This window comes from Enterovirga sp. CN4-39 (genome assembly GCF_049446235.1).
Lineage (GTDB): Bacteria > Pseudomonadota > Alphaproteobacteria > Rhizobiales > Beijerinckiaceae > Enterovirga.
In genome coordinates, this window is the sequence record NZ_JBMSEF010000001.1 from 216,479 (window position 1) to 237,463 (window position 20,985).

Sequence of the window (20,985 nt, forward strand, 5' to 3'; positions counted from 1 at the left end):
GTTCTAATCATGATATGCATCATGATTGACAAACACGACGTCAACCGTGGAAATCTCACAGGGCCGCGCGGGACATCTCGGAATGAAGGTGAGCCGGGAGCAGATGGCGGAGAACCGCCGCCGGATATTGGACGCGGCGAGCCGGCTGTTTCGCGAGAAGGGCTTCGACGCGGTCAGCGTGGCGGAAGTGATGAAGGCCGCCGGGCTGACCCACGGCGGCTTCTATGGCCACTTCAGGTCCAAGGACGACCTGATCGAACACGCTCTTACCCATGTCCTCGCCGGCTCAACCGGAGGCGAGGATCTTCGGGCCTATGTGGATGCCTATCTCTCGCCGCGTCACCGTGACGATGCCGGAGGCGGTTGCCCGACTGCGAGTCTCGCCGCCGCCGCGCGCCACCAGACCCCCGGGGCCCGCTCGGCCATGGCGGAGGGCCTTCGGCAGCGGGTCGACCGTATCGGCAAGTCGCTTCCGGAGGCCGATCCGGCAGAGCGACGCCGCGCCGCGATCGGAATCTGGGCAGCCATGGTCGGGGCAGTGATCCTCGCACGGGCGATCGACGATCCAGCGCTCTCGGATGAGGTGCTGGACGGGACGCGGGCCTGGATCGACGATGGGGTAGAGCGAATGACTGGCGCGTGACGGCAGCGCCGGGCCCGAGAGCGGAGGCGCGCCGTTCCATCGCGTGGGGCTATAAGTTCGTGGCGGTCGGCTCCGATCTCAGTACCATGGCCTCGGGCGCCGACGCGCTCGCTCGAGCCTTCAAGGCCTGATCCGCTCATCCTGTTGTGCGAGGCGTCATGCAGATCGACCGACGACGCCTCCTCGGGTCCGCTTTCGCGGCTCCTCTTCTGTTCCTGCCGGTGACCGCCAGCGCGCAGCCGGTGAAGGTCGTGCTTGGCACGGCGACGCCGGGCGGCGGCTTCCCGGTCTATGGGGCGGCGCTCGTCGCGGCGCTCAAGACCGTCGATCCCGAACTCGAGATCGAGCAACGCGGCACGAAGGGCAGCACCGAGAACGTACCCATGCTGGAACGGGGTGAACTCGACCTCGGTCTCGTCACGGGCGAGGTGCTGCATGAAGCGCTTGCCGGACCCGGTCGCCCTTCCGCCCGCGTGAAGATCCTGAGCGCGATGTATTCCCAGCCTGGGATGTTCGTGGTCCGGGCAGACAGCCCCGCGCGCAGCATCGCCGACCTGCGGGGAAAGCCGGTCGCCTTTGGGGCGCGGGGCTCGGGCCTGGTCGTCCTCGCCCGCTATGTCCTCGACGGGATCGGGCTCGATCTCGATCGGGACTTCCAGCCGATCTTCCTCGACCGGGCGGGCGATGGTCCCGCCATGGTGCTCGACGGCCGTGCGTCCGCCCTGTGGGGCGCGGGACTCGGATGGCCCGGCTTCGCATCCGTGGCTGGGTCGCCCGACGGAGCCCGGTTCATCGCGCCCGATGCGGCACAGATCCAGGCGATCCGCGCCAAGCACGGCTTCCTCAAGCCGCTTCTCGTTCCGGCCCGGACCTACGCGGGACAGGATGCACCGATTGCGTCGGTCGGCTCGTGGAGCTTCATCCTGGTGCGATCGGATCTGGACGAGGCGCTCGCCTATCGCCTCGCACGGGCGCTGAATCGCGCTGAGCCGGCTTTGGCCGCCTCGCTCCCGCAGGGCGCCGAGACCACGGCGGGCAATACGGTCGCGGCCATCTCCGGCCCGGACGTCTTGCATCCCGGCGCTGCCCGCTATCTGCGCGAGGCCGGCTTTCTCCGGTGAACCGGAGCTGCCGGGCCTAGTCCAACATCGCGTGTCAGCGATATCGCCGTTGACCCCCATGTGATGCGGCGTGCCGCCGACGCAGGTGTGAGCCGTTGGCCGATTGCGTATCGGCTCTGGGCTGGTGCGTTCCGGGCATGACTTGGCGACGCCGAAGGAGTCACTTCGCTCCCGTTTCGCAACGAGGCGGCATGGCGGGGGATCTCGGTCTGGCAACCACCTTTGCGGAGGGCATGTATTCGAATGGCGTGCCGTAGATTATTTCTTCTACAAGTCGCAGGAACGGGAGATTGAAATTCCGGTTTCGAGTGTAACAAAGCGTAGTCATGCTAGTTGATCTTTGTTGCCTGGGTGACGACGATGCCTGCTCCAAACATTGGTGGAGAACGATCGTGGTGGGGGCAACCGAAGCTTATTGGCCAGGGAGAGCGACGGCGTCGCTGACGTCCCCGGAGGGAGGGCGACCCTTTCGACTTCGCCACCGATTGGGAGCGCTGAGCCTGGCGCTCGCACTGGCCCTGATCAGCTGGATCATCGTCGGAGGCCCGGCCTCCGCCCAGGGAACGGCTGCCGGGGCGCTCGTTACGACGGAGTGGCTGGAGAAGAACCTCGACCAGCCGAAGCTCCGGGTTCTCGAGGTCTCCGTCGAGCCGGGGCTGTTCGAGCGAGGCCACATTCCGGGCGCGCAGAACGTCGTCTGGCACACGGATCTCGTCGAGACCACGGATCGCGACATCGCCCGGCCAGAGAAGTTCCAGGCATTGGCCCGCCGCCTCGGCATCGACCGGGACAGCACGATCGTCCTCTATGGCGACAACAACAACTGGTTCGCCGCCTGGGGCGCGTGGGTCCTCGCGCAATACGGCCTCGTCGACAACGTGAAGCTGCTCGATGGCGGCCGCAAGAAGTGGGAGGCCGAGAAGCGCCCGCTCGACACCCGGACCGCCGAGGTGGCGCCCTCGAACTTCACCGTCGCGGCGGCACAGCTGGGGCTGCGGGCGCGCCTCGCCGACGTGGTCGCGGTGGCTAAGGGCGATCGGAAGGCGAAGATCCTCGACATCCGCTCGCCAGACGAGTTCTCAGGCAAGATCATCGCGCCGGCCGGCTTCCAGGAACTCGCGATCCGCGCGGGCCACATTCCGACCTCGGTCAACGTGCCTTGGGCCCGGGCCGTCAACCCTGACGGGAGCTTCAAGTCCGTGGCCGAGCTCAAGAAGATCTATGCAGAGGTCGGCGTGGACGGGTCGCAGCCGATCATCACGACCTGCCGCATCGGCGAGCGCTCCAGCCATACCTGGTTCCTGCTGACCCGCCTGCTCGGCTACGAGGCGGCGAACTACGACGGATCCTGGACGGAATACGGGAACGCGGTTGGGGTGCCGATCGCCAACCTCGCTGGCACGGTCTGGGGCGGCAAGTAGCGTGAGCTCGGCCTCCAATCCGGTGCTCCGGGCAGGCCCGGGGCTCGGAGACCTGTCTCCTGTCAGGGCCGCGCTCGCGGCCCTGATTGCCGTCGGTCTCGTAGCCGGCGTGTGGCACCTCTCGTCACAACCGGGCAGCGGCAAGCTTTCGCTGTCGCTCCTCTTCGGCGCGCTCTTCGGCTTCGTCCTGCAGCGCTCGCGCTTCTGCTTCGCCTGCCACTGGCGCGACCTGCTCGATCGAGGCGATCCGCGCGGCGTGCTCGCCATCCTGGCCGCGCTCGCAGTGGCGCTGGCCGGCACGACGGCCGTGATCGGCGGATGGCTTCCCGACCCGAGCGGGACGCGGCTGCCGCCGGATGCGCATATCGGTCCGGTCGGCCCGGTCCTCGTCCTGGCCGGCCTCGCGTTCGGGGCCGGCATGGCGATTTCCGGCTCCTGCATCAGCGCGCATCTCTACCGGCTGGGGGAGGGGTCCCCGACGGCCCCCTTCGCGCTTCTCGGCACGGCGGTCGGGTTCGTCCTCGCCTTCCGGACCTGGAACCCGCTCTATCTCGCGAGCGTGTCGGATGCGCCGATCCTCTGGCTGCCGCGCTTTCTCGGCTATGGCGGCGCGCTTGCGCTCGGCCTCGGTGTTCTGGCGGCGATTGCGTTGTGGCTCATGCACGCCCGACCGGTCGCGCCCGCTTCCCCGGCGCCGGACCCGCTCCACGCCGTGTTCCGAAATCGGTGGCCTGCCTGGCTCGGCGGAATCGCCGTCGGCGCGATTGCGACGATCGCTTATCTGCGCGTCGGCCCGCTCGGCGTGACGGCCGAGATCGGCTCCCGATCGCGCCAGGCGGCCGGTTCCTTGGGGCTTCTTCCCGCCCGGCTGGAAGGGCTCGACACGTTCAGGGGCTGTGCCACGCTCGTGCGCGACGCTCTCCTGACCCCGAACGGCTTGTTCGTGACCGGCCTCGTGCTCGCCTCCTTCGGGGCGGCCCTGCTGGCCGGCCAGTTCCGGCCCGAGCGGCCGCGGACAGGCCATGTCGCACGGGGCCTCGCCGGGGGCGTGCTGCTGGGCTGGGGAGCCATGACGGGGCTTGGCTGCTCTATCGGCACGCTGCTGTCGGGCATCTCGGCCGGCGCCGCATCGGGCTGGGTTTTCGCCGTGACGATGTTCGGCGGGGCGACGCTCACGACGGCCCTCGGCCGGCGCCTGGGGCTCCTGCCGGGCCCGTGATCGCTCGACGGGACGGATTGCAGCCTCTATCCAGCTTCGTTGCTCGGCCCTCGCCGGCGAGCGCGTCAACGATGATGGATCAGCCTTCGTGCCGAGCCGCCAACCACTCCGGATCGCAATCGTCGGGGGCTCGATCACGGGTCTGACGGCCGCCGCGCTGCTCGCACGGATCGGCGCCGATGTCCGCGTTTTCGAGCGCTCGCAGGCCGACCTCGCGGGACGCGGAGCCGGCATCGTCACGCATCCGGAGATGCACGCGATCCTGGCCCGGCTGGATGCCTGCGCCGATCCCGCGAGCCTCGGCGTCGCGGTCGAGACCCGCCGGGTGCTCAACCGGGAGGGGCGCATCGTCGGCGAGACACGGCTGCCGCAGGTGCTCGCGAGCTGGGGGCGCCTCTATGGCGCCCTGGGGAAGGTGCTCCCGCCAGGGATCGTCACGCTCGGCGCCAATGTCGTGCGGATCGAGCCAGGCTCGGGCGAGGCGGCCTTGCAACTGGAGGACGGCCGGAGCTTCACGGCCGATCTCGTCGTGGGAGCCGATGGCCTGTTCTCGACGGTCCGCCGGATCTTCGCCCCCGCGGTCGCTCCCGTCTATGCGGGCTACGTCGCCTGGCGCGGCTTGGCGGAGGAGAGCGAGCTCTCGGCCGAGACCCGGGACGCGATCGCTGATCATTTCGCCTTCTGCCTGCCCAAGGGCGAGCAGATTCTCGGCTATCCCGTCTCCGGCGCGGGCGACGATACCCGGCACGGGCGCCGTCGCTTCAACTTCGTCTGGTACAGGCCCGCGGGGCCGGAGGAACTCGGCCGGCTCCTGACGGATACGGAAGGGACGCGGCACGAGCTGTCCATTCCGCCCAACCGGATCCGGCCGGAGGTCCTGAGCAGGATGCGGAGCGATGCGGACCGGCTGCTCGCCCCGGCCTTTGCGGAGGTCGTTCGTCGAACCCGCCAGCCCTTCCTCCAGGCGATCCTGGACCTTGAGGCGCCCGCGATGGCGTTCGGCGGCAGGGTCGCGGTGATCGGCGATGCCGCCTTCGTGGCCCGGCCGCATGTCGGCATGGGGGTGACCAAGGCGATGGCCGACGCGTCGGCGCTGGCAGATGCGCTCGTCGCAGCGCAAGGCGACGTCCCATCTGCCCTGTCAGTCCTCGACCGGACGAGGCGGCCCTTCGGCGCGGCGATCGTGGCGCGGTCGCGGGCGCTCGGTGCCTATATGCAGGCCCAGCAGCTCGACGCCCGGCAGCGCGAGGACGCCGAGCGGCACCGGAAGCCAGAAGCGGTGCTCGCCGAGACGGCGGTCCCGCCGCCCGATCTTCCGGGCTGAGGCAGGGGGCTGCCGCTCAGACCCGGACGTGCACCGCTCCTTCAGCCTGGGCCTGCACTTCGGCAGGCAGCTCGAAGGGCGGATTGGCGCTGTCCAGGAACTCCACCGTCGTGAAGATCAGCTCGGTGTCGCCGATATTGGCGAGGTCGTGCGTCATCGAGCGGCCGGACGAGAACGTCATGTGCTGGATGTCCCCGGCCCGGTACTCGGTCTCGACCACCCGACCGTCCCCGAAATGCGAGCGCGCCCGCCCCGCCGTGATGGCCGTCCAGAAGTAGTCGAGCACATGCGTGTGGAAGCCGATCCGCTCGCCCGGCTTCAGCTCGATCGTCCAGACCCGGGAGCGATCGTCCATCGATAGGAGCCGCGTGCCGACGCAGCCGTTGCGGCGTCCCGCTTCCAATTCTGCCGCGAGGTCGGGCGCTGGTGCCGGACGGGATGACAGGGCCTGCGACATGGATCGTTCCTCCTGGTGTTGTTTGGGTTAGCCCGGCTCGTGCACGGCTGGTCGGCTGGGAGCGGCGGCTCTGTGCTCGCGGCGGACGATCGCCCGGAAAGCCTCGCCGAGCCCCGGCAAGCTCGAATCGAGCAAGGCTTCGCGGAGCGCGTCGTGATCGGACGGCGCGTCGGCGCCGTAGACCTGTGTGCGCAGCCCCACATAGACGAGGGCGCCATGGATGCCGAAGAGAAGCTCGAACTCCTCCGGCGAGAGCGGCTGCGTTTCGGGCGATGGCAACCGGTACTCGGCCCGCATGGCGGCGAGGAGCGGGGCGAAGATGCGCTCGCGCACCATGCCGAGATAGCGCTGCGGAAGGCCGTAGCCCTTCAGCCCGGCCGACACGAAGATGCGCAGCCACGCATAGTCGTCGATCGTGCGCTGGTAATCGAGCTCGAACCGCCGGAAGCGTTCGATGGTCGGCCGGGATGCGTCGGCGATGATCGCCTCCCACTCGGCTTTCCAGCGCTTGAGGTAGACCTCCTCGTAGATCCGCTCGATCAGGTGCTGCTTGGTCGGAAAATAGCGGAACAGGAGCGGCTGCGTGATCCCGAGCCGCCGGGCTAGCTCGCGCGTCTGCCCGTCGAGCCCGACCTCCGCGAAATACGCGATCGCGCCCTCCAGGATCTGACGCTCGCGCGCGCCCGCATCGAGCCGCCGGCGTGCGGGCGCGCGGCTCGGCCGAAGGTCTAGCTCGATTTTACTTGACCCCATTCCAAGGCAGCCTCTATTGATCAAACGATCAACAAGAGGCTCCAGCCTGCCCCAATCACCCGGGGCAGAGCAAGGGGTGAAGGGGAGGGTGCGCCGGATGAAGGCGCCGGATTTCGCCTATGCGCGGCCGACCACGCTCGATGAGGCGCTCGCTCTGCTCGCCGAGCACGGCGAGGATGCGCGGCTCCTGGCGGGCGGGCAAAGCCTCGTCACATCCCTCAACATGCGCCTCGCGGCGCCTTCCCTCCTGATCGACCTGAACCGGATCCCCGATCTCGCCGGGATCGCTGAATCCGATGGACTGGTCCGGATCGGTGCGATGGCGCGCCACCGAGAGGTCGGCGAGTCGCCGCTGGTCCGGGAGCGCTTGCCGCTGCTCGCGGCGGCGATGCCCCACATCGCCCACCCGGCGATCCGCAACCGTGGAACGATCGGCGGCTCGGTCGCGCTGGGCGACCCGGCGACCGAGTGGCCGGCCTGCTGCCTGGCCCTCGACGCCACGATGGTGGTCCGCGCCCAGGGCGGGGAGAGACGCGTCCCGGCGGCCGAGTTCTTCCAGGGGCTGTATACGACCGCGGTCGGGCCCGACGAAATCCTCGTCGCGATCGAGATGCCCATCCCGTCCTCCGGCGCGCTCTGGGGCTTCGACGAACTCGCGCGGCGGAGCGGCGACTACGCTCTCGCCGGGCTTGCGGCCAGCGCGCGGAGCGAAGGCGGGAGGCTGGCCGATGTCAGGCTCGCCTTCTTCGGCGTCGCAGACCGTCCGGTCCTTGCGAGCGCGGCAGCGGCGGCCCTTCAGGCCGGGGACATCAAGGCCGCGCAGGCCATGCTCGGCGACGAGATCGACCCGCCCGACGACATCGCCGTGAAGGGCGCGACGCGGCTGCACCTCGCCCGCGTGCTCCTCGGACGCGTCGCCGGCCGCATGATGGAGGCTGCCGGTGGAGCGTGAACGCGAGATCTCCTTTCTGCTGAACGGGCACCCTGTCAGCTGCCGCGCCGCGGCCCGGACCCATCTCGGCGACCTGCTGCGGACGGAGTTCGGCTTCACGGGCGTCCATATCGGCTGCGAGCACGGGGTTTGCGGCGCCTGCACGATCCTGGTGGACGGCCGGGCGATCCGCTCCTGCCTGATGCTTGCGGTCCAGGCCGACGGGGCCGTCGTCGAAACGATCGAGGGGCTGACCGAGAGCGGCCGCATCGCCGACCTCCAGGAGGCCTTCCACGAACGCAACGCCCTCCAGTGCGGGTATTGTACGCCCGGCATGCTGGCGACGGCGTCCGAGTTGCTGGCGGAGAACGAGGCGCCCTCCCGCGAGGCGATCCGGGAGGCGATCTCCGGCAATTACTGCCGCTGCACGGGGTACCACGCGATCGTGGACGCGATCGCCACGACGGCTGAGGCTCGCCGGAAGGGCGATGCCGGCTGGGAGGCCGCCACGTGAGCGACACCGCGCTGACCTTCCTCGACCGGCCGAACAGCTATATCGGCCGCTCCGTCCCACGCCCGAACGCGCGGCGCCTCCTCGAGGGCAAGGGTGTCTATGTCGACGACGTCGCAGCCGGTCGGCTGGCGCATGTAGGCTTCCTGCGCAGTCCTCTTGCGCATGCCCGCATCTCCTCGATCGACACCGAGGCCGCCAAGGCGATGCCGGGCGTCGTCGCGGTCGTAACCGGGGCGGAACTCGCCGCAGTCTGCTCGCCCTGGGTTGGAGTGCTTGGCCATTTCAAGGGGCTGAAATCGGCGCCGCAGCATGCGCTCGCCGTGGATCGCGTCACCTGGGTGGGCGAGCCCTTCTGCGCCGTCGTGGCCCGCAGCCGGGCCGAGGCGGAAGACGCATTGTCCGCCATCGCTGTCGAGTTCGATCCGTTGCCGGCCGTGGTCGATATGGAGACGGCGCTCGATCCTGCGACGCCGCTCATCCACGCCGAGCTAGGCGACAACATCGCCTTCGAGCGCATGCTCGATGTCGGCGATGTCGAGGCCGCGTTCCGGGATGCGGCCGTTGTCGTCGAGGAGACGTTCCAGTTCGGCCGGCATACGGGCGTGTGCCTGGAGCCGCGCGCGATCCTGGCGGATTGGTCGGCACCCGACGCGACGTTGACCGTGCATCACTCCTTCCAGGCGCCGCACATGATGCAGGACATCCTGTGCAAGCACCTCTCGCTACCAGAAGGCTCGGTGCGGGTGATCTGCAAGGATGTCGGCGGCTCCTTCGGCATCAAGGTCCACATCTACCCGGACGAGATGGCCACCTGTGCGCTGTCCGTCATGCTGAAGCGCCCGGTGAAGTTCGTGGCCGATCGGCTTGAGAGCTTCACAAGTGACATCCATGCCCGCGACCATCGGGTAACGGCCCGCATGGCGTTCTCGGCCGAGGGCGACATTCTCGCGCTGGACATGGACGACCTCACCGGGATCGGTCCCTATTCGGTCTATCCCCGCACCAGCGCGGTCGAGGCGAACCAGGTCGTGAACCTGACCGGCGGCCCCTACCGCCACCAGCACTACCGGGCGCGCGCCCGTGTGGTCCTTCAGAACAAGGCGCCGACCTGCCAGTACCGGGCGGTGGGGCATCCGATCGCAACCATGGTGGCCGAGGGGCTTGTCGATCTCGGGGCGGCGCGCCTCGGGCTCGATCCGCTGGCCGTGCGCGAGCGGAACGTCATCCCGGACGATGCCTATCCGTGCTCCGGCGTCTCGGGGATCAAGCTCGAGAGGCTCTCCCATCAGGCCGCGCTCGCGAAGCTAAAGAGCATGATGGATTACGACGCGCTCCGGGCCGAGCAGGCTGCCTTGCGCCAGAAGGGCATCCATCGCGGCATCGGCCTCGCGACCTTCATCGAGATCACCAACCCGTCCGCCGCGTTCTACGGCGTCGGCGGCGCCCGCATCTCCTCTCAGGACGGCTGCACGATCCGCCTCGATCCGCAGGGCGGTGTCGTGGCCTCCGTCAGCGTCACCGAGCAGGGCCAGGGAACAGAGGGCATCATCGCGCAGATCGTTGCCACCGCGACGGGCGTGCCGATGGAGAAGGTGAAGGTCGTCTCCGGTGACACGCAGGCGACGCCCTATGGTGGTGGCACCTGGGCCTCGCGCGGCGCCGGCATCGGCGGCGAGGCGGCGTGGCAGGCCGGCAAGGCGCTCCGCGCCAACATCGTCGCGACTGCCGGTGCGATCCTCCAGGCGAAGCCGGAGACGCTCGACATCCGCGAAGGCGCCATCGTGGATGCCGCGACCGGGACGGAGCGCATGCCGCTGTCGGAACTGGGCCGCATCGTCTATTTTCGGCCCGACACCCTGCCTCCCGGCGTGCAGCCTGAATTCATGGTCACCCGGCACTACGTGCCGAAGGATTATCCCTTCGCCTTCACCAACGGCGTCCAGGGCTCCTATGTCGAGGTCGATGTCGAGACCGGCTTCGTTAAGCTCCTGCGCCACTGGTGCGTGGAGGATTGCGGCACGGTCCTGAACCCGCTCCTCGTCGACGAGCAGATCCGCGGCGGCATCGTGCAGGGGATCGGCGGGGCGCTGTTCGAGCACTGCATCTATGACAGCGAGGGGCAGCTGCTGAACGGCTCGATGGCCGATTACCTCGTGCCGATGGCGGGCGAGATGCCGGACATCGAGGTCGCGCACGTGGTCTCGCCGACGTCGTCGTCCGAGATCGGCGCGAAGGGCGCCGGCGAGGCAGGGACGGCGGGCGCACCGGCCGCGGTGGTGAACGCCATCAACGACGCTCTTCGGCCATTCGATGCCCGGGTCGCCCGGCAACCGGTGACGCCCGAGGTGATCCTCGAGGCAATGGGCGTGGTGTGATGGGGCGGGGACCAAACGGGCACCCGCGCCGAGGCACCGGGCAGCGTCGCCACCGTTTGCGCTTCGATGTCGAAAGCGGAAGCCGGGTCTCAGAACTTCAACGATACGGGAGGACCACATGAGCCAGGGGATCGACAGACGTAAGCTGTTGCAGGGCGCTGCGGGCGTTTCGGCCATCGCCCTGGCCGCGCCGGCCCTGCTGCGGAGCGCCTGGGCCCAGGGCTCAGGACCCATCAAAATCGGCTTCCCGGTGCCGCTCACGGGTGCGTTCGGGGCGGAGGCGAACGATCAGGTTCGCGCCGCACAGATCGCCGTCAAGGAATTCAACGAGACCGGCGGGTTCGAGGGCCGGATGGCCGAACTCCTCGTTCGGGACGACAAGCTCAATCCTGGCGAGGCCGCCACCCGCACGCTCGAGTTGATCGAGAAGGACAAGGTCAACTTCATCGTCGGCGCACTCTCGGCGGCCGTTACGCTGTCGATCAACAACGTCGCCCGCGAGCGCGGCGTGATCTACAATTCGATCAGCCAGTCCGATGCCATCAACGAGGCCAAGGATTTCGGCCGCACCACCTTCCACGAGGCCTTGAACCCGCACATGACCGCCGGCGCCGTCGGCCGCTATGTGTTTCCCAAGGCCTCAGGCAAGAAGGTGGCATTCCTCACCGCCGACTACGCGTACGGCCACGAGATGGTGCGCGGCTTCCGCAAGGCCGGCGAGGCGAGCGGAATCGAGGTCGTGGCCGATATCCGCCACCCGATCGGCGCCTCCGACTATTCCGCGTTCCTGCCCCGCATCGCCGCCCTGAAGCCGGACGTCCTCTGCCTCTGCAACTTCGGCCGCGACCAGGTCGTCTCGATCCAGCAGGCGACCGAGTTCGGCCTCAAGCGCACCACCAAGCTCGTCGCGCCCGTGCTGCTCTTCACGGCCCGCAAGGCCGGCGGCGACGCATTCGAAGGGGTGGTCGGCGGGACGTCCTATTACTGGCGGCTGGAGGACAGCGTTCCCTCGGCAAAGGCATTCAACGACAAGTTCCGGGCCGCCTATAACGGCGCGGTTCCCTCCGATTACGGCGCGCTCGGCTATGCGGGCGTACGTTCGGTTCTCGAAGGCGTGAAGGCGGCGAAATCGCTCGAGACCGACAAGGTCATCGCCGCCATGGAGGGACTGAAGGCCGATTTCTACAAGGGGCCGCAGAGCTTCCGGAAATGCGACCACCAGCTCGTCCAGTCGGTGCTGATCGTCGAGTCCAAGCACAAGGACCAGAAGACGCCGGACGACGTGTTCACGATCCTCGCGACCGAAGGCCCGGACGAGAAGGTGCTCCGCACCTGCGAAGAGCTCGGCCACAAGGCGTGAAGGTGATCCAGGACGGCAGGATCTTCTCCCCCGTTGCACGGGGGAGGATCCGGGCGCAGATGTCATGACCATCGCCGGCTTCCCCCTCGACCTGCTTGCCATGCAGGTCGTCACGGGCGTGGCGCTCGGGGCGATCTACATCCTGGTCGGGATCGGCCTGTCGCTGATCTTTGGCCTGATGAACGTCGTGAACTTTGCCCACGGCGCCTTCTTCATGGTCGGCGCCTATATCGGCGTCTTCCTGTACGGGCTCACGGGAAACTTCTGGCTGTCGCTCGTCGCCGCTCCGCTCGCGATGGGCGTGCTCGGGCTCGCCGTCGAGCGGGTGCTCGTCCGGCCCCTCTACGGCCGGGGGATCGACGATCCGCTGCTTCTGACGTTCGGCCTCTCCTACGTGATGGTGGAGAGCGTCCGGATCGCGTTCGGCCTGACTGGGTTGCCGTTCGGAGCGCCGCCCGCGCTGCGCGGCGCGGTCGATATCGGGATCGGGTTCTTCCCGCTCTATCGCCTGTTCCTGATCGGGTTCACGGCCCTGGTCGTCACGGCGCTCTACCTATTCATCGAACGGACCTCGTTCGGTCTCATCATTCGGGCTGGCGCGCGTGACCCGCAGATCGTCCAGGTGCTCGGCATCGACATCTCCAAGATCTGGCTCGTCGTGTTCGGGCTCGGCTGCGGGCTCGCCGGACTTGCCGGCATCCTCGCGGCGCCTCTCCAGGGCGTGACGCCGGAGATGGGCATTCCGGTCCTGGCGGAGGCTTTCGTGGTCACGGTCGTGGGCGGAATGGGATCACTCGCGGGGGCCGTTCTTGCCGGGCTGCTCGTCGGCATCGTCGTCTCGATGACCTCGCTCATTGCACCCGACCTCACCAAGATGGCGATCTTCGCGCTGATGGCGCTCGTGCTGCTCGTTCGTCCTCGCGGCCTTCTCGGCCGGGCGGGAGCCCTGGGATGAGCGACGCCGCCCTCGCACCGACCGCTCCGGCCGAGCGGCCCGCCTCGGGCCGGACCGGGAGCGTCCTCGCCTTCGCGTCCCGCCACCGCGTCGCGCTCACGCTCACCTTCCTGGTGATCTTCCCCTGGATCGCGCCCTACCAGGCGCTAGCGGCCAACATCCTGGTGCTCGGGCTCTTCGCGCTCGGGTTCAACCTGCTCTTCGGCTACACGGGCCTTTTGTCCTTCGGGCACGCGGCACTGCTGGGCGCGGGGGCCTATGGCTGCGGCATCGCCATCGTCCATTACGGCTGGCACCCGCTGCTCGCCATGGTGGCCGGCACGGCACTGGCGACGAGCATTGCGGTCGTCATGGGCTACCTCGCCATTCGTACCCGCGGCATCTACTTCGCCATGACGACGCTCGCGCTCTCGATGTGCGTCTACTACGCCTTCTACCAGGCGGAGCGCTTCACGGGTGGCGAGAACGGGTTGCGTGGCATCAACGTGCCCAGCCTGTCGCTCCCCGGGTTCAGCCTGAACCTGCTGAACCCGACCACGAAGTACTACGCCATGCTGGCTGTGGTCGGACTCGCGATCTGGCTGTTCTCCCGTATCCTGTCCTCGCCGTTCGGGGCCGTGCTGGAGGCCATCCGGGAAAACGAAAATCGGGCGCAGGCCTGCGGCTACGACGTCCGCCGGACGAAGCTCGTCGCCTTCATCCTGTCCGGGGCCTTCTGCGGGCTCGCGGGCGCGCTCCAGGCCATTCACCTGTCGATCGTGCCGATCGAGACGATGCACTACTCGACCTCCGGCCAGGCCGTGATGATGGCGCTGCTCGGCGGGATGGGCACGTTCTTCGGGCCGTTCGTGGGCGCCGGCGTATTCCTGCTTCTGCAGGACGTCTTCTCGAGCCTCACCAGCCATTGGCAGCTTCTCGTCGGCGCGATCTTCATCGCCTTCGTGCTCTTCCTGCCGCTCGGCATCTGGGGAGAACTCCTGGCACGCATGAAGAGGGCCGGCCTGTGACGGCGCCGATCCTCGCGACCGAGGGCGTCGGCAAGCGCTTCGGCGCCTTCCGGGCGCTGTCGAACGTCTCCGTCACCTTCCCCGAGGGGGGGATCACGGCCGTGATCGGCCCCAACGGTGCCGGCAAGTCGACCTTCTTCAACGTCATCTCCGGTGCGTTCGCACCGAGCGAGGGTCGCGTCCTGTTCCGCGGGCGGGACATCACCGGTTCGCCGCCGCATGCCTTCGCCCGCATGGGGATCGCGAAGTCCTTCCAGATCACGAATGTCTTCCCGCACCTCACGGCGCGGGAGAACGTCCGGGTCGCCGCCCAGGCGAGATCCGTCCGGTTCCAGCTCTTCCGCGACCGCTCCTCCTATCCGGAACTCACCGAGACCGCAGAGCGGCTGCTGACGGAGGTGGGGCTCGGCGCCCGGATGTCCCGCCTCGCGCGGGAACTCGCGCATGGCGAGCAGCGTGCGCTCGAGATCGCGATGGCGCTTGCCGTGGAGCCTTCGCTCCTCCTTCTGGACGAGCCGACGGCAGGCATGAGCCCCGAGGAGACGCGCGAGATGATGGATCTCGTCCGCCGGCTCGCGACGGAGCGGACGCTCATCCTCGTCGAGCACAAGATGAAGCTCGTGATGGACCTCTGCAAACGGTTGATCGTGCTGCACCAGGGCGAACTCCTGGCCGAGGGGACGCCGGACGAGATCCGCGCCCATTCCGAAGTCCGCCGCGTCTATCTGGGCAAGTCGGCATGAGCAGCGCCGCAGGGGTGCCGCTGCTCGCCGTCCAGGATCTCTCGGCCTGGTACGGGCACAGCCATATTCTCCAGGGCGTCAAGCTCGAGGTGCGGCCCGGCGAGATCGTGACGCTGATCGGCCGCAACGGCGCCGGCAAGACCACCACGCTCAAGTCCATCATGGGTCTCGTGCCGCGCCGCGAGGGGCGTGTCGCTTTCGCCGGCGAGGAGATCCTGGGCCTGCCGCCGCATGCCCGCTTCCACCGGGGGCTCGCCTATGTGCCGGAGGAGCGTCGGATCGTTCCAGGTCTCACCGTGGAGGAAAACCTTCGCCTTGGGATCCTCGCATCCGCAGGCCGGCGCGACGAGGCCCGGCGGGTCGAGGCCATCGCGGAGACGTTCCCGCGCCTCAAGCAACGCCTGAAGCAGGAAGCCATCACGATGTCCGGGGGCGAGCAGCAGATGCTCGCCATCGCTCGGGCCCTGATGGCGGAGCCGATCATGGTGCTGCTCGACGAACCCTCCGAGGGCATCATGCCCATCCTGGTCGAGGAAATGTTCGAGCAGTTCGTCGCCATGAAGCGCGCAGGAACAACCATCCTGCTCGTCGAGCAGAACGTCGACCTCGCCCTCGACGTCTCCGACCGCGTCTACGTCATGGACGGCGGTGCCGTCGTCCACCATGCGACCGCGGCCGCGCTGCGGGCCGACGATGAAGTCCAGGCGCGCTATTGCTCGGTTTGAGCTAGGATCGGCCTTCCCGGAACGCCGCGGCGGGGAGGTGGCGATGGCCGATATCCGCGTGATCTGCGCCATCGGGCTGCGAGGACAACTCGGCCTTCGCGGCGCAATGCCCTGGGAGGGCGACCCAAGGCGCGAGTTCAGGGCGGATGTCGCGCGGTTCTTCGAGCTCACGCGCGGACACGTGATCGCGGCCGGCCCGGCGACGGCACGCTCCATCCCGGATTTCGCCCGCCACGACCGGACGATCGTGGAATTACGCTCCTCGGATCGGCCGGGCGACCTCTTGGATCGCTTCCGGGACCGCGTCGTCTTCATCGGCGGCGGCCCGCCCGTCTGGGCGGCCTATGCGCAGTATGTCCGGCACTGGGACATCACCCGGCTCCCCTATGACGGGGAAGCCGACCGCTGGTTCGATCCGGCATGGCTGACCAGCGGTGCGCCCGCCGAGGTCAGCGTCCGCTGAGCCGGCGGGCTTCGCCGAGAGCCGCCTTGCAACCGGCATCGCCACGGGAATCGAGCGCGGCGGCTTCCGCGAGCTTGTTCCTGGCGGCCGAGGATGAATCGGCCGGCTGGGATGCCCGGCTTGGATCCTGCGCTGCGGTGGGCAAGCCCTGTTGCTGGCGTCTTACGTCTTCGGGCGACGTCGCGATCTGAGCGGACGCCGCATTCATCTCCTTGAGCCCGCCTTCCCCGCTGGTCCGCCCGCCCGCGGAGGTGCTCGGTGCACCTGACGTCATCGCCTCCGTGCTTCCGCTCGCGCCCCGCGCGGCGGTGCCCGAGATGGAGCCTGTTACCGGCGCGCCCATCGCCGTATCGTCAGCCAGGGCCCGGCGCAAGGACGCGATCTCGTCCGAGCAGGGCCCGGCCCAAGCCGCCGTTGCAGAAAGAGCTGCCGCCATCGCGAAGCCAATGGCGGTAAGTGTCCGGCTATGCATTGTTCCCTCCCGATCCGTCTGACGAAAATGCCGACGAAACAGGCGAAGTTCCGATGCCTCGATGTGCCTTGATTTGTGAGTAGCGATCGTGATCACTGTTGCCGGGTGAGATTTGGATAGTGTGAAAATAATAAGAGAGTGCACGTTCAGTTCTGAATGGTCGCTCTTGAATGCCGGGAGGATACGAATGCGGACTCACGTTGCGCTGGTGCTAGGGCTGACGCTGCTCGCCCCCGCTTCCGGCAATGCCCAGGATGCAGCGGCCGGCGAGAAGGTCTTTCTCCAGTGCAGGGCCTGCCATCAGGTCGGCCCCAACGCCAAAAACGGCGTCGGCCCGGTGCTGAACGGCCTCTTCGGACGGCACTCGGGCAGCGTCGCGGGCTTCACCTATACGGATGCAAACAAGAACTCCGGCCTGACCTGGGACGAGGCCACCTTCCGGGAGTACATCAAGGACCCCAAGGCAAAGATCCCCGGCACTAAGATGGTCTATCCGGGGCTCAAGGACGAGAAGCGCGTCAGCGACCTGATCGCCTACCTGCACACCTTCGACAACGCGCCCGTGCCGCACTGACGAGGGAGGCTACTTGTCATGCTTGATGTAGGCGAAGCGCGGGTCCGAAGGCGTGCCTTCGAGCGGCCCGCCTTCCGCCGCAGGGTTCCAGGCCACGACCTCCTCGATCTTGCGCGCGAGCGCGAGATCCTTCTCGGTGATGCCCTTCGCAGAGTGGGTCATCAGCCGCACCTCGACCCATGCATAGGAGGCCGTGATGTCGGGATGGTGCCAGGCGGCTTCGGCGAGGTGGCCGACGGCGTTGATGGCCATCAACGTGCCCTTCCAGCCATTCGTCTTGTAGGTTCGCCTGATCCAACCATCCTCCAGGCGCCAGCGCGGCAGCTCGCTACGGAGCCTGTCGACAACCTCCGGCTCGTCGAGGGTGGGCTCGCGCGGTTGGGTCATTGCTTCCTCCCTCCTCGGCCCCGGCACGATGCGGGCCGTTGCTGGCGCGCGCAAGGGCCGGCGAGGCCGCGGCCGTGAGGCCCTCCCGCCGGCAGGTCCTCGCCGCAGCGGCAGGTGCCGGCCTGCTCGGGCCAGTCCTTGCTGCCGATCCCTCGGGCTTTCGCCTGGGTGTGCTGCCCTTCGGCACGGTGTCGTGGGAGGCGGAGGTGATCCGCTCTCTCCGGCTCGACGAGGCCGAGGGCTTCAGGCTCGAGCAGGTGCGGCTTGCCGGGAACGACGCTGCGCGGATCGCTTTCCTGGGCGGCCAGGTGGACGCCATCGTGTCGGACCTGCTCTGGGCCGCGCGCCTCCGCAACGAGGGCAGGGCGGTGCATTTCCTGCCCTTCTCCGCGACGGAAGGCGCGCTGATGGTGCCTCCCGAGACCGAGATTTCGCAACTCGGCGATCTGAAAGGCAAGCGCATCGGGATCGCCGGAGGCGCGCTCGACAAGAACTGGCTCCTGCTTCGGGCCGCGGCGGAGCGCGAAGGCCTCGATCTGCCCAACGCCGCCTCGATCGCCTACGGGGCGCCCCCGATCCTGGCGGAGAAGCTGCAGAGCGGCGAACTCGATGCCGCACTGCTCTACTGGACGTTCTGCGCCCGCCTGGAGGCCAGGGGCTTCCGGCGCCTGATCGGGGCCGACGAGATCGCCGGCCGCTTCGGGGTGACGGACCGGCTCGCGCTGCTCGGATACCTGGTCGATGAGCCGCAGGGAGGCGACCGGATACGGCTCATCCAAGGGTTCCTTCGCGCCTCGCAGGCGGCGAAGGGAGAGCTTGTTTCCAGCGATGCCGCCTGGGCCCTCGTACGCCCGCTGATGGAGGCGCCGGACGAAGCGACCTTCCAGGCGCTTCGGCGCTACTTCCTCGATGGTATTCCCCGGCGCGCGGTGGCTGCTGAGCGGGCCGATGCCGAGCGGCTGTTCGAGGTCCTGGCAAGGGTCGGGGGCGAGAAGCTCGTCGGGCGCGGTGCGTCGCTTCCTCCAGGCCTCTATTGGGATCCCCCGGTGTGAGCCCGCGAGTGCAGCGTCATGCCACCGGCCGGCGCGACACGCACCTGAAGGAGCAGTTCGCGGCAATCGGCAAGGAAGTAATCGGAGGCGAGGTCGCCGCGCGTCTCCTCTCCGTCGCGGCTCTGTCGGCCGCCTGGGAACTCGGTTCCGCACTCGCCGACTCGCGCGCTCTTCCGAGCCCCGCTGCCGTGGCCAGCTTCGTCGCGAGCGAGGCACGATCGGGCGAGCTTGGGCGGAATGTCGGGGCGACGCTGATCCGGGTCGCTGCCTCCTTCGCCTTGGCGATGGTCCTCGGGACGGTCCTCGGCATCATGCTCGGGCGGTCTCGTGCGGCGAACCGTGTGTTCGACACGTGGCTCGGGCTGTTGCTCAACACGCCCGCGCTGGTCGTGACAGTGCTCTGCTACGTGTGGCTTGGCCTCACCGAGACCGCCGCGATCATGGCTGTTGCGGTGAACAAGCTGCCCAATGTTGCGGTCATCGTGCGGGAGGGGGCGAGGAGCATCGACCCGCAGCTCGAGGAGATGCGCGCTGCCTTCCGGTTCGACCGGGTCACATGGGCGCGGCACGTCCTCCTGCCGCAACTCCAGCCCTACATGATCGCGGCGGCCCGTTCCGGGCTTTCGCTTGCCTGGAAGATCGTGCTGGTCGCGGAACTGCTCGGCCGCCCGAGCGGTGTCGGCTACGCGATCTCCTACTATTTCCAGCTCTTCGATATCGCGGCGCTGTTCGGCTACAGCCTCGTATTCACTGCTGTGATGCTGGCCCTCGACCTTTTCGTGCTGAGGCCGATCGAGACGCATGCTGCCCGCTGGCGCGCCGTTCCCGCTTAGGGTCGAGATCCGGCGGAAGGTGTATCACTCGCGGGCGGGCGAGGTGGAGGCGCTGCGGGATCTCCGGTTCGAGATCAAGGAGGCAGAGACGCTCTGCATCATGGGCGCCTCCGGCGCGGGAAAGAGCACGACGCTCCGCATCGTCCTGGGGCTCGACCGCGACTTCGACGGGAAGGTGGAACCCGATCCAGCGCGCATCAGGAGCGCGGCGGTCTTCCAGGAGCCGCGCCTTCTGCCCTGGCGCGACGTCGAGACGAACGTGCGGCTCGCCCTGCCGCGCCGCGACCGGGATCGCAACCTGGACTTTCTCTTCGCCGGCCTCGGCCTCGAACCCTGGCGCAGTCGGTTCCCGGGCGAACTTTCGCTCGGCATGGCGCGCCGCGTCGCGCTCGCCCGCGCGCTGGCAATCGGACCGGAACTGCTTGTCCTGGATGAGCCCTTCGTATCGCTCGACGACCAGGCCGCCTCGGAGCTGCGGCGGCTCGTCTTCGCGGAGGCGCAGCGCCTCTCCTGCGCGGTGCTGCTGGTGACTCACGACCTGGTCGAGGCCGTACAGGCGGCGGATCGCTTGTTGCTGCTCAGCCCGCGTCCGGCGACGGTGCTCGCCGATCTCGCGATCCACGAGCCGGCAGCGGCGCGCAGCCGCGGCTGGGCGGAGCGCATGCGGGCGGAGCTGGCGCGGACCTATCCCGAGGTGGTGGCCGAATGACGCGACGTGCCCTGAGCGGCGCCTGGCTCGGCCTCGCGCTCCTGTGTGCCGGGTTAGGGCGGATCTCGCCCGCTCCGGCCCAAGCCGACGATCCCCTGCCGGTCCAGGAGATCGCGACAGGGGTCTTCGTGTTCGAGGCCCAGATCGAACTCGCCGCGCCGGGAAATCAGGGTGCGATCGCCAATCTCGGCTTCATCGTCGGGCGCGATGCGGTGGCGGTGATCGACACGGGCGGGAGCAGGCGTGTCGGCGAACGCCTGCTGGCCGCGATACGGGCCCGAACCACCCTTCCGATCCGATATGTCGTCAACACGCACGTTCATCCGGACCACCTCCTCGGCAACGCCGCCTTCGCGAGTTCGGGGGCGGAGTTCATCGGCCACGCGCGGCTTCCAGACGCGCTTGCCGCGCGGGCTGCCCAGTACCTCTCGGCCAACGAGGCCCTGATCGGTTCGGCTTTCGCGGGCACGCGAATCGTGTCGCCGACCCGGCTCGTCTCTGGACCGCTGCTTCTCGATCTCGGGCTTCGCCGGATCCGGCTGGAGGCCTGGCCGACGGGCCATACGGATAGCGACCTCACGGTGTTCGACGAGGCGACGGGCACCTGGTTCCTTGGCGACCTGCTCTTCGCCCGCCATCTCCCGGCGCTCGATGGCTCGCTGAGGGGCTGGATCGCAAACCTGCGGACCCTCGTCTCTCGGCAGGCCGCGCGGGTGGTGCCGGGTCATGGGCCGGCGTCGATGCCATGGCCGCAGGCCGCCGAGCCGCTCGGCCGCTATCTCCAGAGCCTCGAGGCCGATGTGCGGGCGGTCGTGAAGGGGGGAGGCACGATCGAGGAAGCCGCGCGGGGCGCGGCGCGGGGGGAGGCGGGGCGCTGGGAGTTGTTCGAGGCGTTCAATGCCCGGAACGCCACCTCCGCCTATCACGAGCTGGAGTGGGAGTAGCGG

The 20,985-nt window shown here is 68.5% G+C and carries 23 protein-coding genes; 19 read left to right on the forward strand and 4 right to left on the reverse strand.

What is annotated here, in order from left to right; all coding sequences use genetic code 11:
- The first annotated feature begins 82 nt into the window (after nt 1–82).
- The 5 genes from ACO2SS_RS01100 to ACO2SS_RS01120 all read left to right on the forward strand — a co-directional run bounded on the left by ACO2SS_RS01100 (nt 83) and on the right by ACO2SS_RS01120 (nt 5,728).
- Nucleotides 83–643, forward strand: coding sequence for a TetR/AcrR family transcriptional regulator (locus ACO2SS_RS01100; protein ID WP_423275712.1), 561 nt, complete (start codon nt 83–85; stop codon nt 641–643).
- A 158-nt stretch (nt 644–801) separates the two neighbouring features.
- Nucleotides 802–1,764 carry a TAXI family TRAP transporter solute-binding subunit gene (locus ACO2SS_RS01105; protein WP_423275713.1) on the forward strand — a complete coding sequence of 321 codons (963 nt, stop codon included), beginning with the start codon at nt 802–804 and terminating at the stop codon, nt 1,762–1,764.
- Nucleotides 1,765–2,258: 494 nt separating this feature from the next.
- Nucleotides 2,259–3,185, forward strand: coding sequence for a sulfurtransferase (locus tag ACO2SS_RS01110; protein WP_423276208.1), 927 nt, complete (start codon nt 2,259–2,261; stop codon nt 3,183–3,185).
- Nucleotide 3,186: 1 nt separating this feature from the next.
- Nucleotides 3,187–4,404, forward strand: a complete 1,218-nt coding sequence (locus ACO2SS_RS01115; protein ID WP_423275714.1) for a YeeE/YedE family protein — start codon at nt 3,187–3,189, stop codon at nt 4,402–4,404.
- Nucleotides 4,405–4,492: 88 nt separating this feature from the next.
- Complete coding sequence (locus tag ACO2SS_RS01120) at nt 4,493–5,728, forward strand: FAD binding domain-containing protein (RefSeq protein WP_423275715.1); 1,236 nt, start codon at nt 4,493–4,495, stop codon at nt 5,726–5,728.
- Between the two features lie 16 nt (nt 5,729–5,744).
- On the opposite strand, the gene ACO2SS_RS01125 is transcribed toward ACO2SS_RS01120, so the two are convergent.
- Both ACO2SS_RS01125 and ACO2SS_RS01130 read right to left on the reverse strand, forming a co-directional pair.
- Nucleotides 5,745–6,185 carry a hypothetical protein gene (locus ACO2SS_RS01125; protein WP_423275716.1) on the reverse strand — a complete coding sequence of 147 codons (441 nt, stop codon included), beginning with the start codon at nt 6,183–6,185 and terminating at the stop codon, nt 5,745–5,747.
- A gap of 27 nt (nt 6,186–6,212) precedes the next feature.
- The gene (locus ACO2SS_RS01130; protein WP_423275717.1) at nt 6,213–6,938 is read right to left on the reverse strand and encodes a TetR/AcrR family transcriptional regulator; all 726 of its coding nucleotides are present in this window, start codon (nt 6,936–6,938) and stop codon (nt 6,213–6,215) included.
- 97 nt (nt 6,939–7,035) lie between these two features.
- On the opposite strand from ACO2SS_RS01130, the gene ACO2SS_RS01135 reads away from it, so the two are divergent.
- The 9 genes from ACO2SS_RS01135 (at nt 7,036) to ACO2SS_RS01175 (ending at nt 16,011) form a co-directional block, all read left to right on the forward strand.
- Entirely contained in the window at nt 7,036–7,890 is an 855-nt protein-coding gene (locus ACO2SS_RS01135) for an FAD binding domain-containing protein (RefSeq protein WP_423275718.1), read from the forward strand.
- On the forward strand, nt 7,880–8,383 hold the full coding sequence (locus ACO2SS_RS01140) for a (2Fe-2S)-binding protein (protein ID WP_423275719.1): 504 nt from the start codon (nt 7,880–7,882) through the stop codon (nt 8,381–8,383). Before ACO2SS_RS01135 ends, ACO2SS_RS01140 begins: the two co-directional genes overlap by 11 nt.
- Nucleotides 8,380–10,758 (forward strand): xanthine dehydrogenase family protein molybdopterin-binding subunit, encoded by a 2,379-nt coding sequence (locus ACO2SS_RS01145; RefSeq protein ID WP_423275720.1) that lies wholly within the window; start codon nt 8,380–8,382, stop codon nt 10,756–10,758. The genes ACO2SS_RS01140 and ACO2SS_RS01145 overlap by 4 nt, the downstream gene beginning before the upstream one ends.
- Before the next feature lie 118 nt (nt 10,759–10,876).
- Nucleotides 10,877–12,118 (forward strand): ABC transporter substrate-binding protein, encoded by a 1,242-nt coding sequence (locus ACO2SS_RS01150; RefSeq protein WP_423275721.1) that lies wholly within the window; start codon nt 10,877–10,879, stop codon nt 12,116–12,118.
- 64 nt (nt 12,119–12,182) lie between these two features.
- Nucleotides 12,183–13,073 carry a branched-chain amino acid ABC transporter permease gene (locus ACO2SS_RS01155; protein ID WP_423275722.1) on the forward strand — a complete coding sequence of 297 codons (891 nt, stop codon included), beginning with the start codon at nt 12,183–12,185 and terminating at the stop codon, nt 13,071–13,073.
- Complete coding sequence (locus tag ACO2SS_RS01160; protein WP_423275723.1) at nt 13,070–14,080, forward strand: branched-chain amino acid ABC transporter permease; 1,011 nt, start codon at nt 13,070–13,072, stop codon at nt 14,078–14,080. The genes ACO2SS_RS01155 and ACO2SS_RS01160 overlap by 4 nt, the downstream gene beginning before the upstream one ends.
- Nucleotides 14,077–14,823 carry an ABC transporter ATP-binding protein gene (locus tag ACO2SS_RS01165; RefSeq protein WP_423275724.1) on the forward strand — a complete coding sequence of 249 codons (747 nt, stop codon included), beginning with the start codon at nt 14,077–14,079 and terminating at the stop codon, nt 14,821–14,823. The genes ACO2SS_RS01160 and ACO2SS_RS01165 overlap by 4 nt, the downstream gene beginning before the upstream one ends.
- Nucleotides 14,820–15,548, forward strand: a complete 729-nt coding sequence (locus ACO2SS_RS01170; RefSeq protein WP_423275725.1) for an ABC transporter ATP-binding protein — start codon at nt 14,820–14,822, stop codon at nt 15,546–15,548. The genes ACO2SS_RS01165 and ACO2SS_RS01170 overlap by 4 nt, the downstream gene beginning before the upstream one ends.
- A 43-nt stretch (nt 15,549–15,591) precedes the next feature.
- Entirely contained in the window at nt 15,592–16,011 is a 420-nt protein-coding gene (locus ACO2SS_RS01175) for a diacylglycerol kinase (RefSeq protein ID WP_423275726.1), read from the forward strand.
- Here the strand turns inward: ACO2SS_RS01175 and ACO2SS_RS01180 are convergent.
- Nucleotides 15,998–16,627, reverse strand: coding sequence for a hypothetical protein (locus tag ACO2SS_RS01180; protein ID WP_423275727.1), 630 nt, complete (start codon nt 16,625–16,627; stop codon nt 15,998–16,000). The two genes, ACO2SS_RS01175 and ACO2SS_RS01180, sit on opposite strands and share 14 nt — an antisense overlap.
- Nucleotides 16,628–16,670: 43 nt before the next feature.
- On the opposite strand from ACO2SS_RS01180, the gene ACO2SS_RS01185 reads away from it, so the two are divergent.
- Complete coding sequence (locus ACO2SS_RS01185) at nt 16,671–17,057, forward strand: c-type cytochrome (protein WP_423275728.1); 387 nt, start codon at nt 16,671–16,673, stop codon at nt 17,055–17,057.
- A gap of 9 nt (nt 17,058–17,066) precedes the next feature.
- Here the strand turns inward: ACO2SS_RS01185 and ACO2SS_RS01190 are convergent, their stop codons facing one another.
- Nucleotides 17,067–17,444, reverse strand: a complete 378-nt coding sequence (locus tag ACO2SS_RS01190; protein WP_423275729.1) for a 4a-hydroxytetrahydrobiopterin dehydratase — start codon at nt 17,442–17,444, stop codon at nt 17,067–17,069.
- Nucleotides 17,445–17,518: 74 nt separating this feature from the next.
- On the opposite strand from ACO2SS_RS01190, the gene ACO2SS_RS01195 reads away from it, so the two are divergent.
- The 4 genes from ACO2SS_RS01195 to ACO2SS_RS01210 all read left to right on the forward strand — a co-directional run bounded on the left by ACO2SS_RS01195 (nt 17,519) and on the right by ACO2SS_RS01210 (nt 20,982).
- Nucleotides 17,519–18,496, forward strand: a complete 978-nt coding sequence (locus tag ACO2SS_RS01195) for an ABC transporter substrate-binding protein (protein ID WP_423275730.1) — start codon at nt 17,519–17,521, stop codon at nt 18,494–18,496.
- 80 nt (nt 18,497–18,576) lie between these two features.
- On the forward strand, nt 18,577–19,329 hold the full coding sequence (locus ACO2SS_RS01200; protein ID WP_423276209.1) for an ABC transporter permease: 753 nt from the start codon (nt 18,577–18,579) through the stop codon (nt 19,327–19,329).
- The gene (locus ACO2SS_RS01205) at nt 19,298–20,038 is read left to right on the forward strand and encodes an ABC transporter ATP-binding protein (protein WP_423275731.1); all 741 of its coding nucleotides are present in this window, start codon (nt 19,298–19,300) and stop codon (nt 20,036–20,038) included. The genes ACO2SS_RS01200 and ACO2SS_RS01205 overlap by 32 nt, the downstream gene beginning before the upstream one ends.
- Nucleotides 20,035–20,982 (forward strand): quinoprotein relay system zinc metallohydrolase 2, encoded by a 948-nt coding sequence (locus ACO2SS_RS01210; RefSeq protein ID WP_423275732.1) that lies wholly within the window; start codon nt 20,035–20,037, stop codon nt 20,980–20,982. Before ACO2SS_RS01205 ends, ACO2SS_RS01210 begins: the two co-directional genes overlap by 4 nt.
- Nucleotides 20,983–20,985 lie beyond the last annotated feature (3 nt).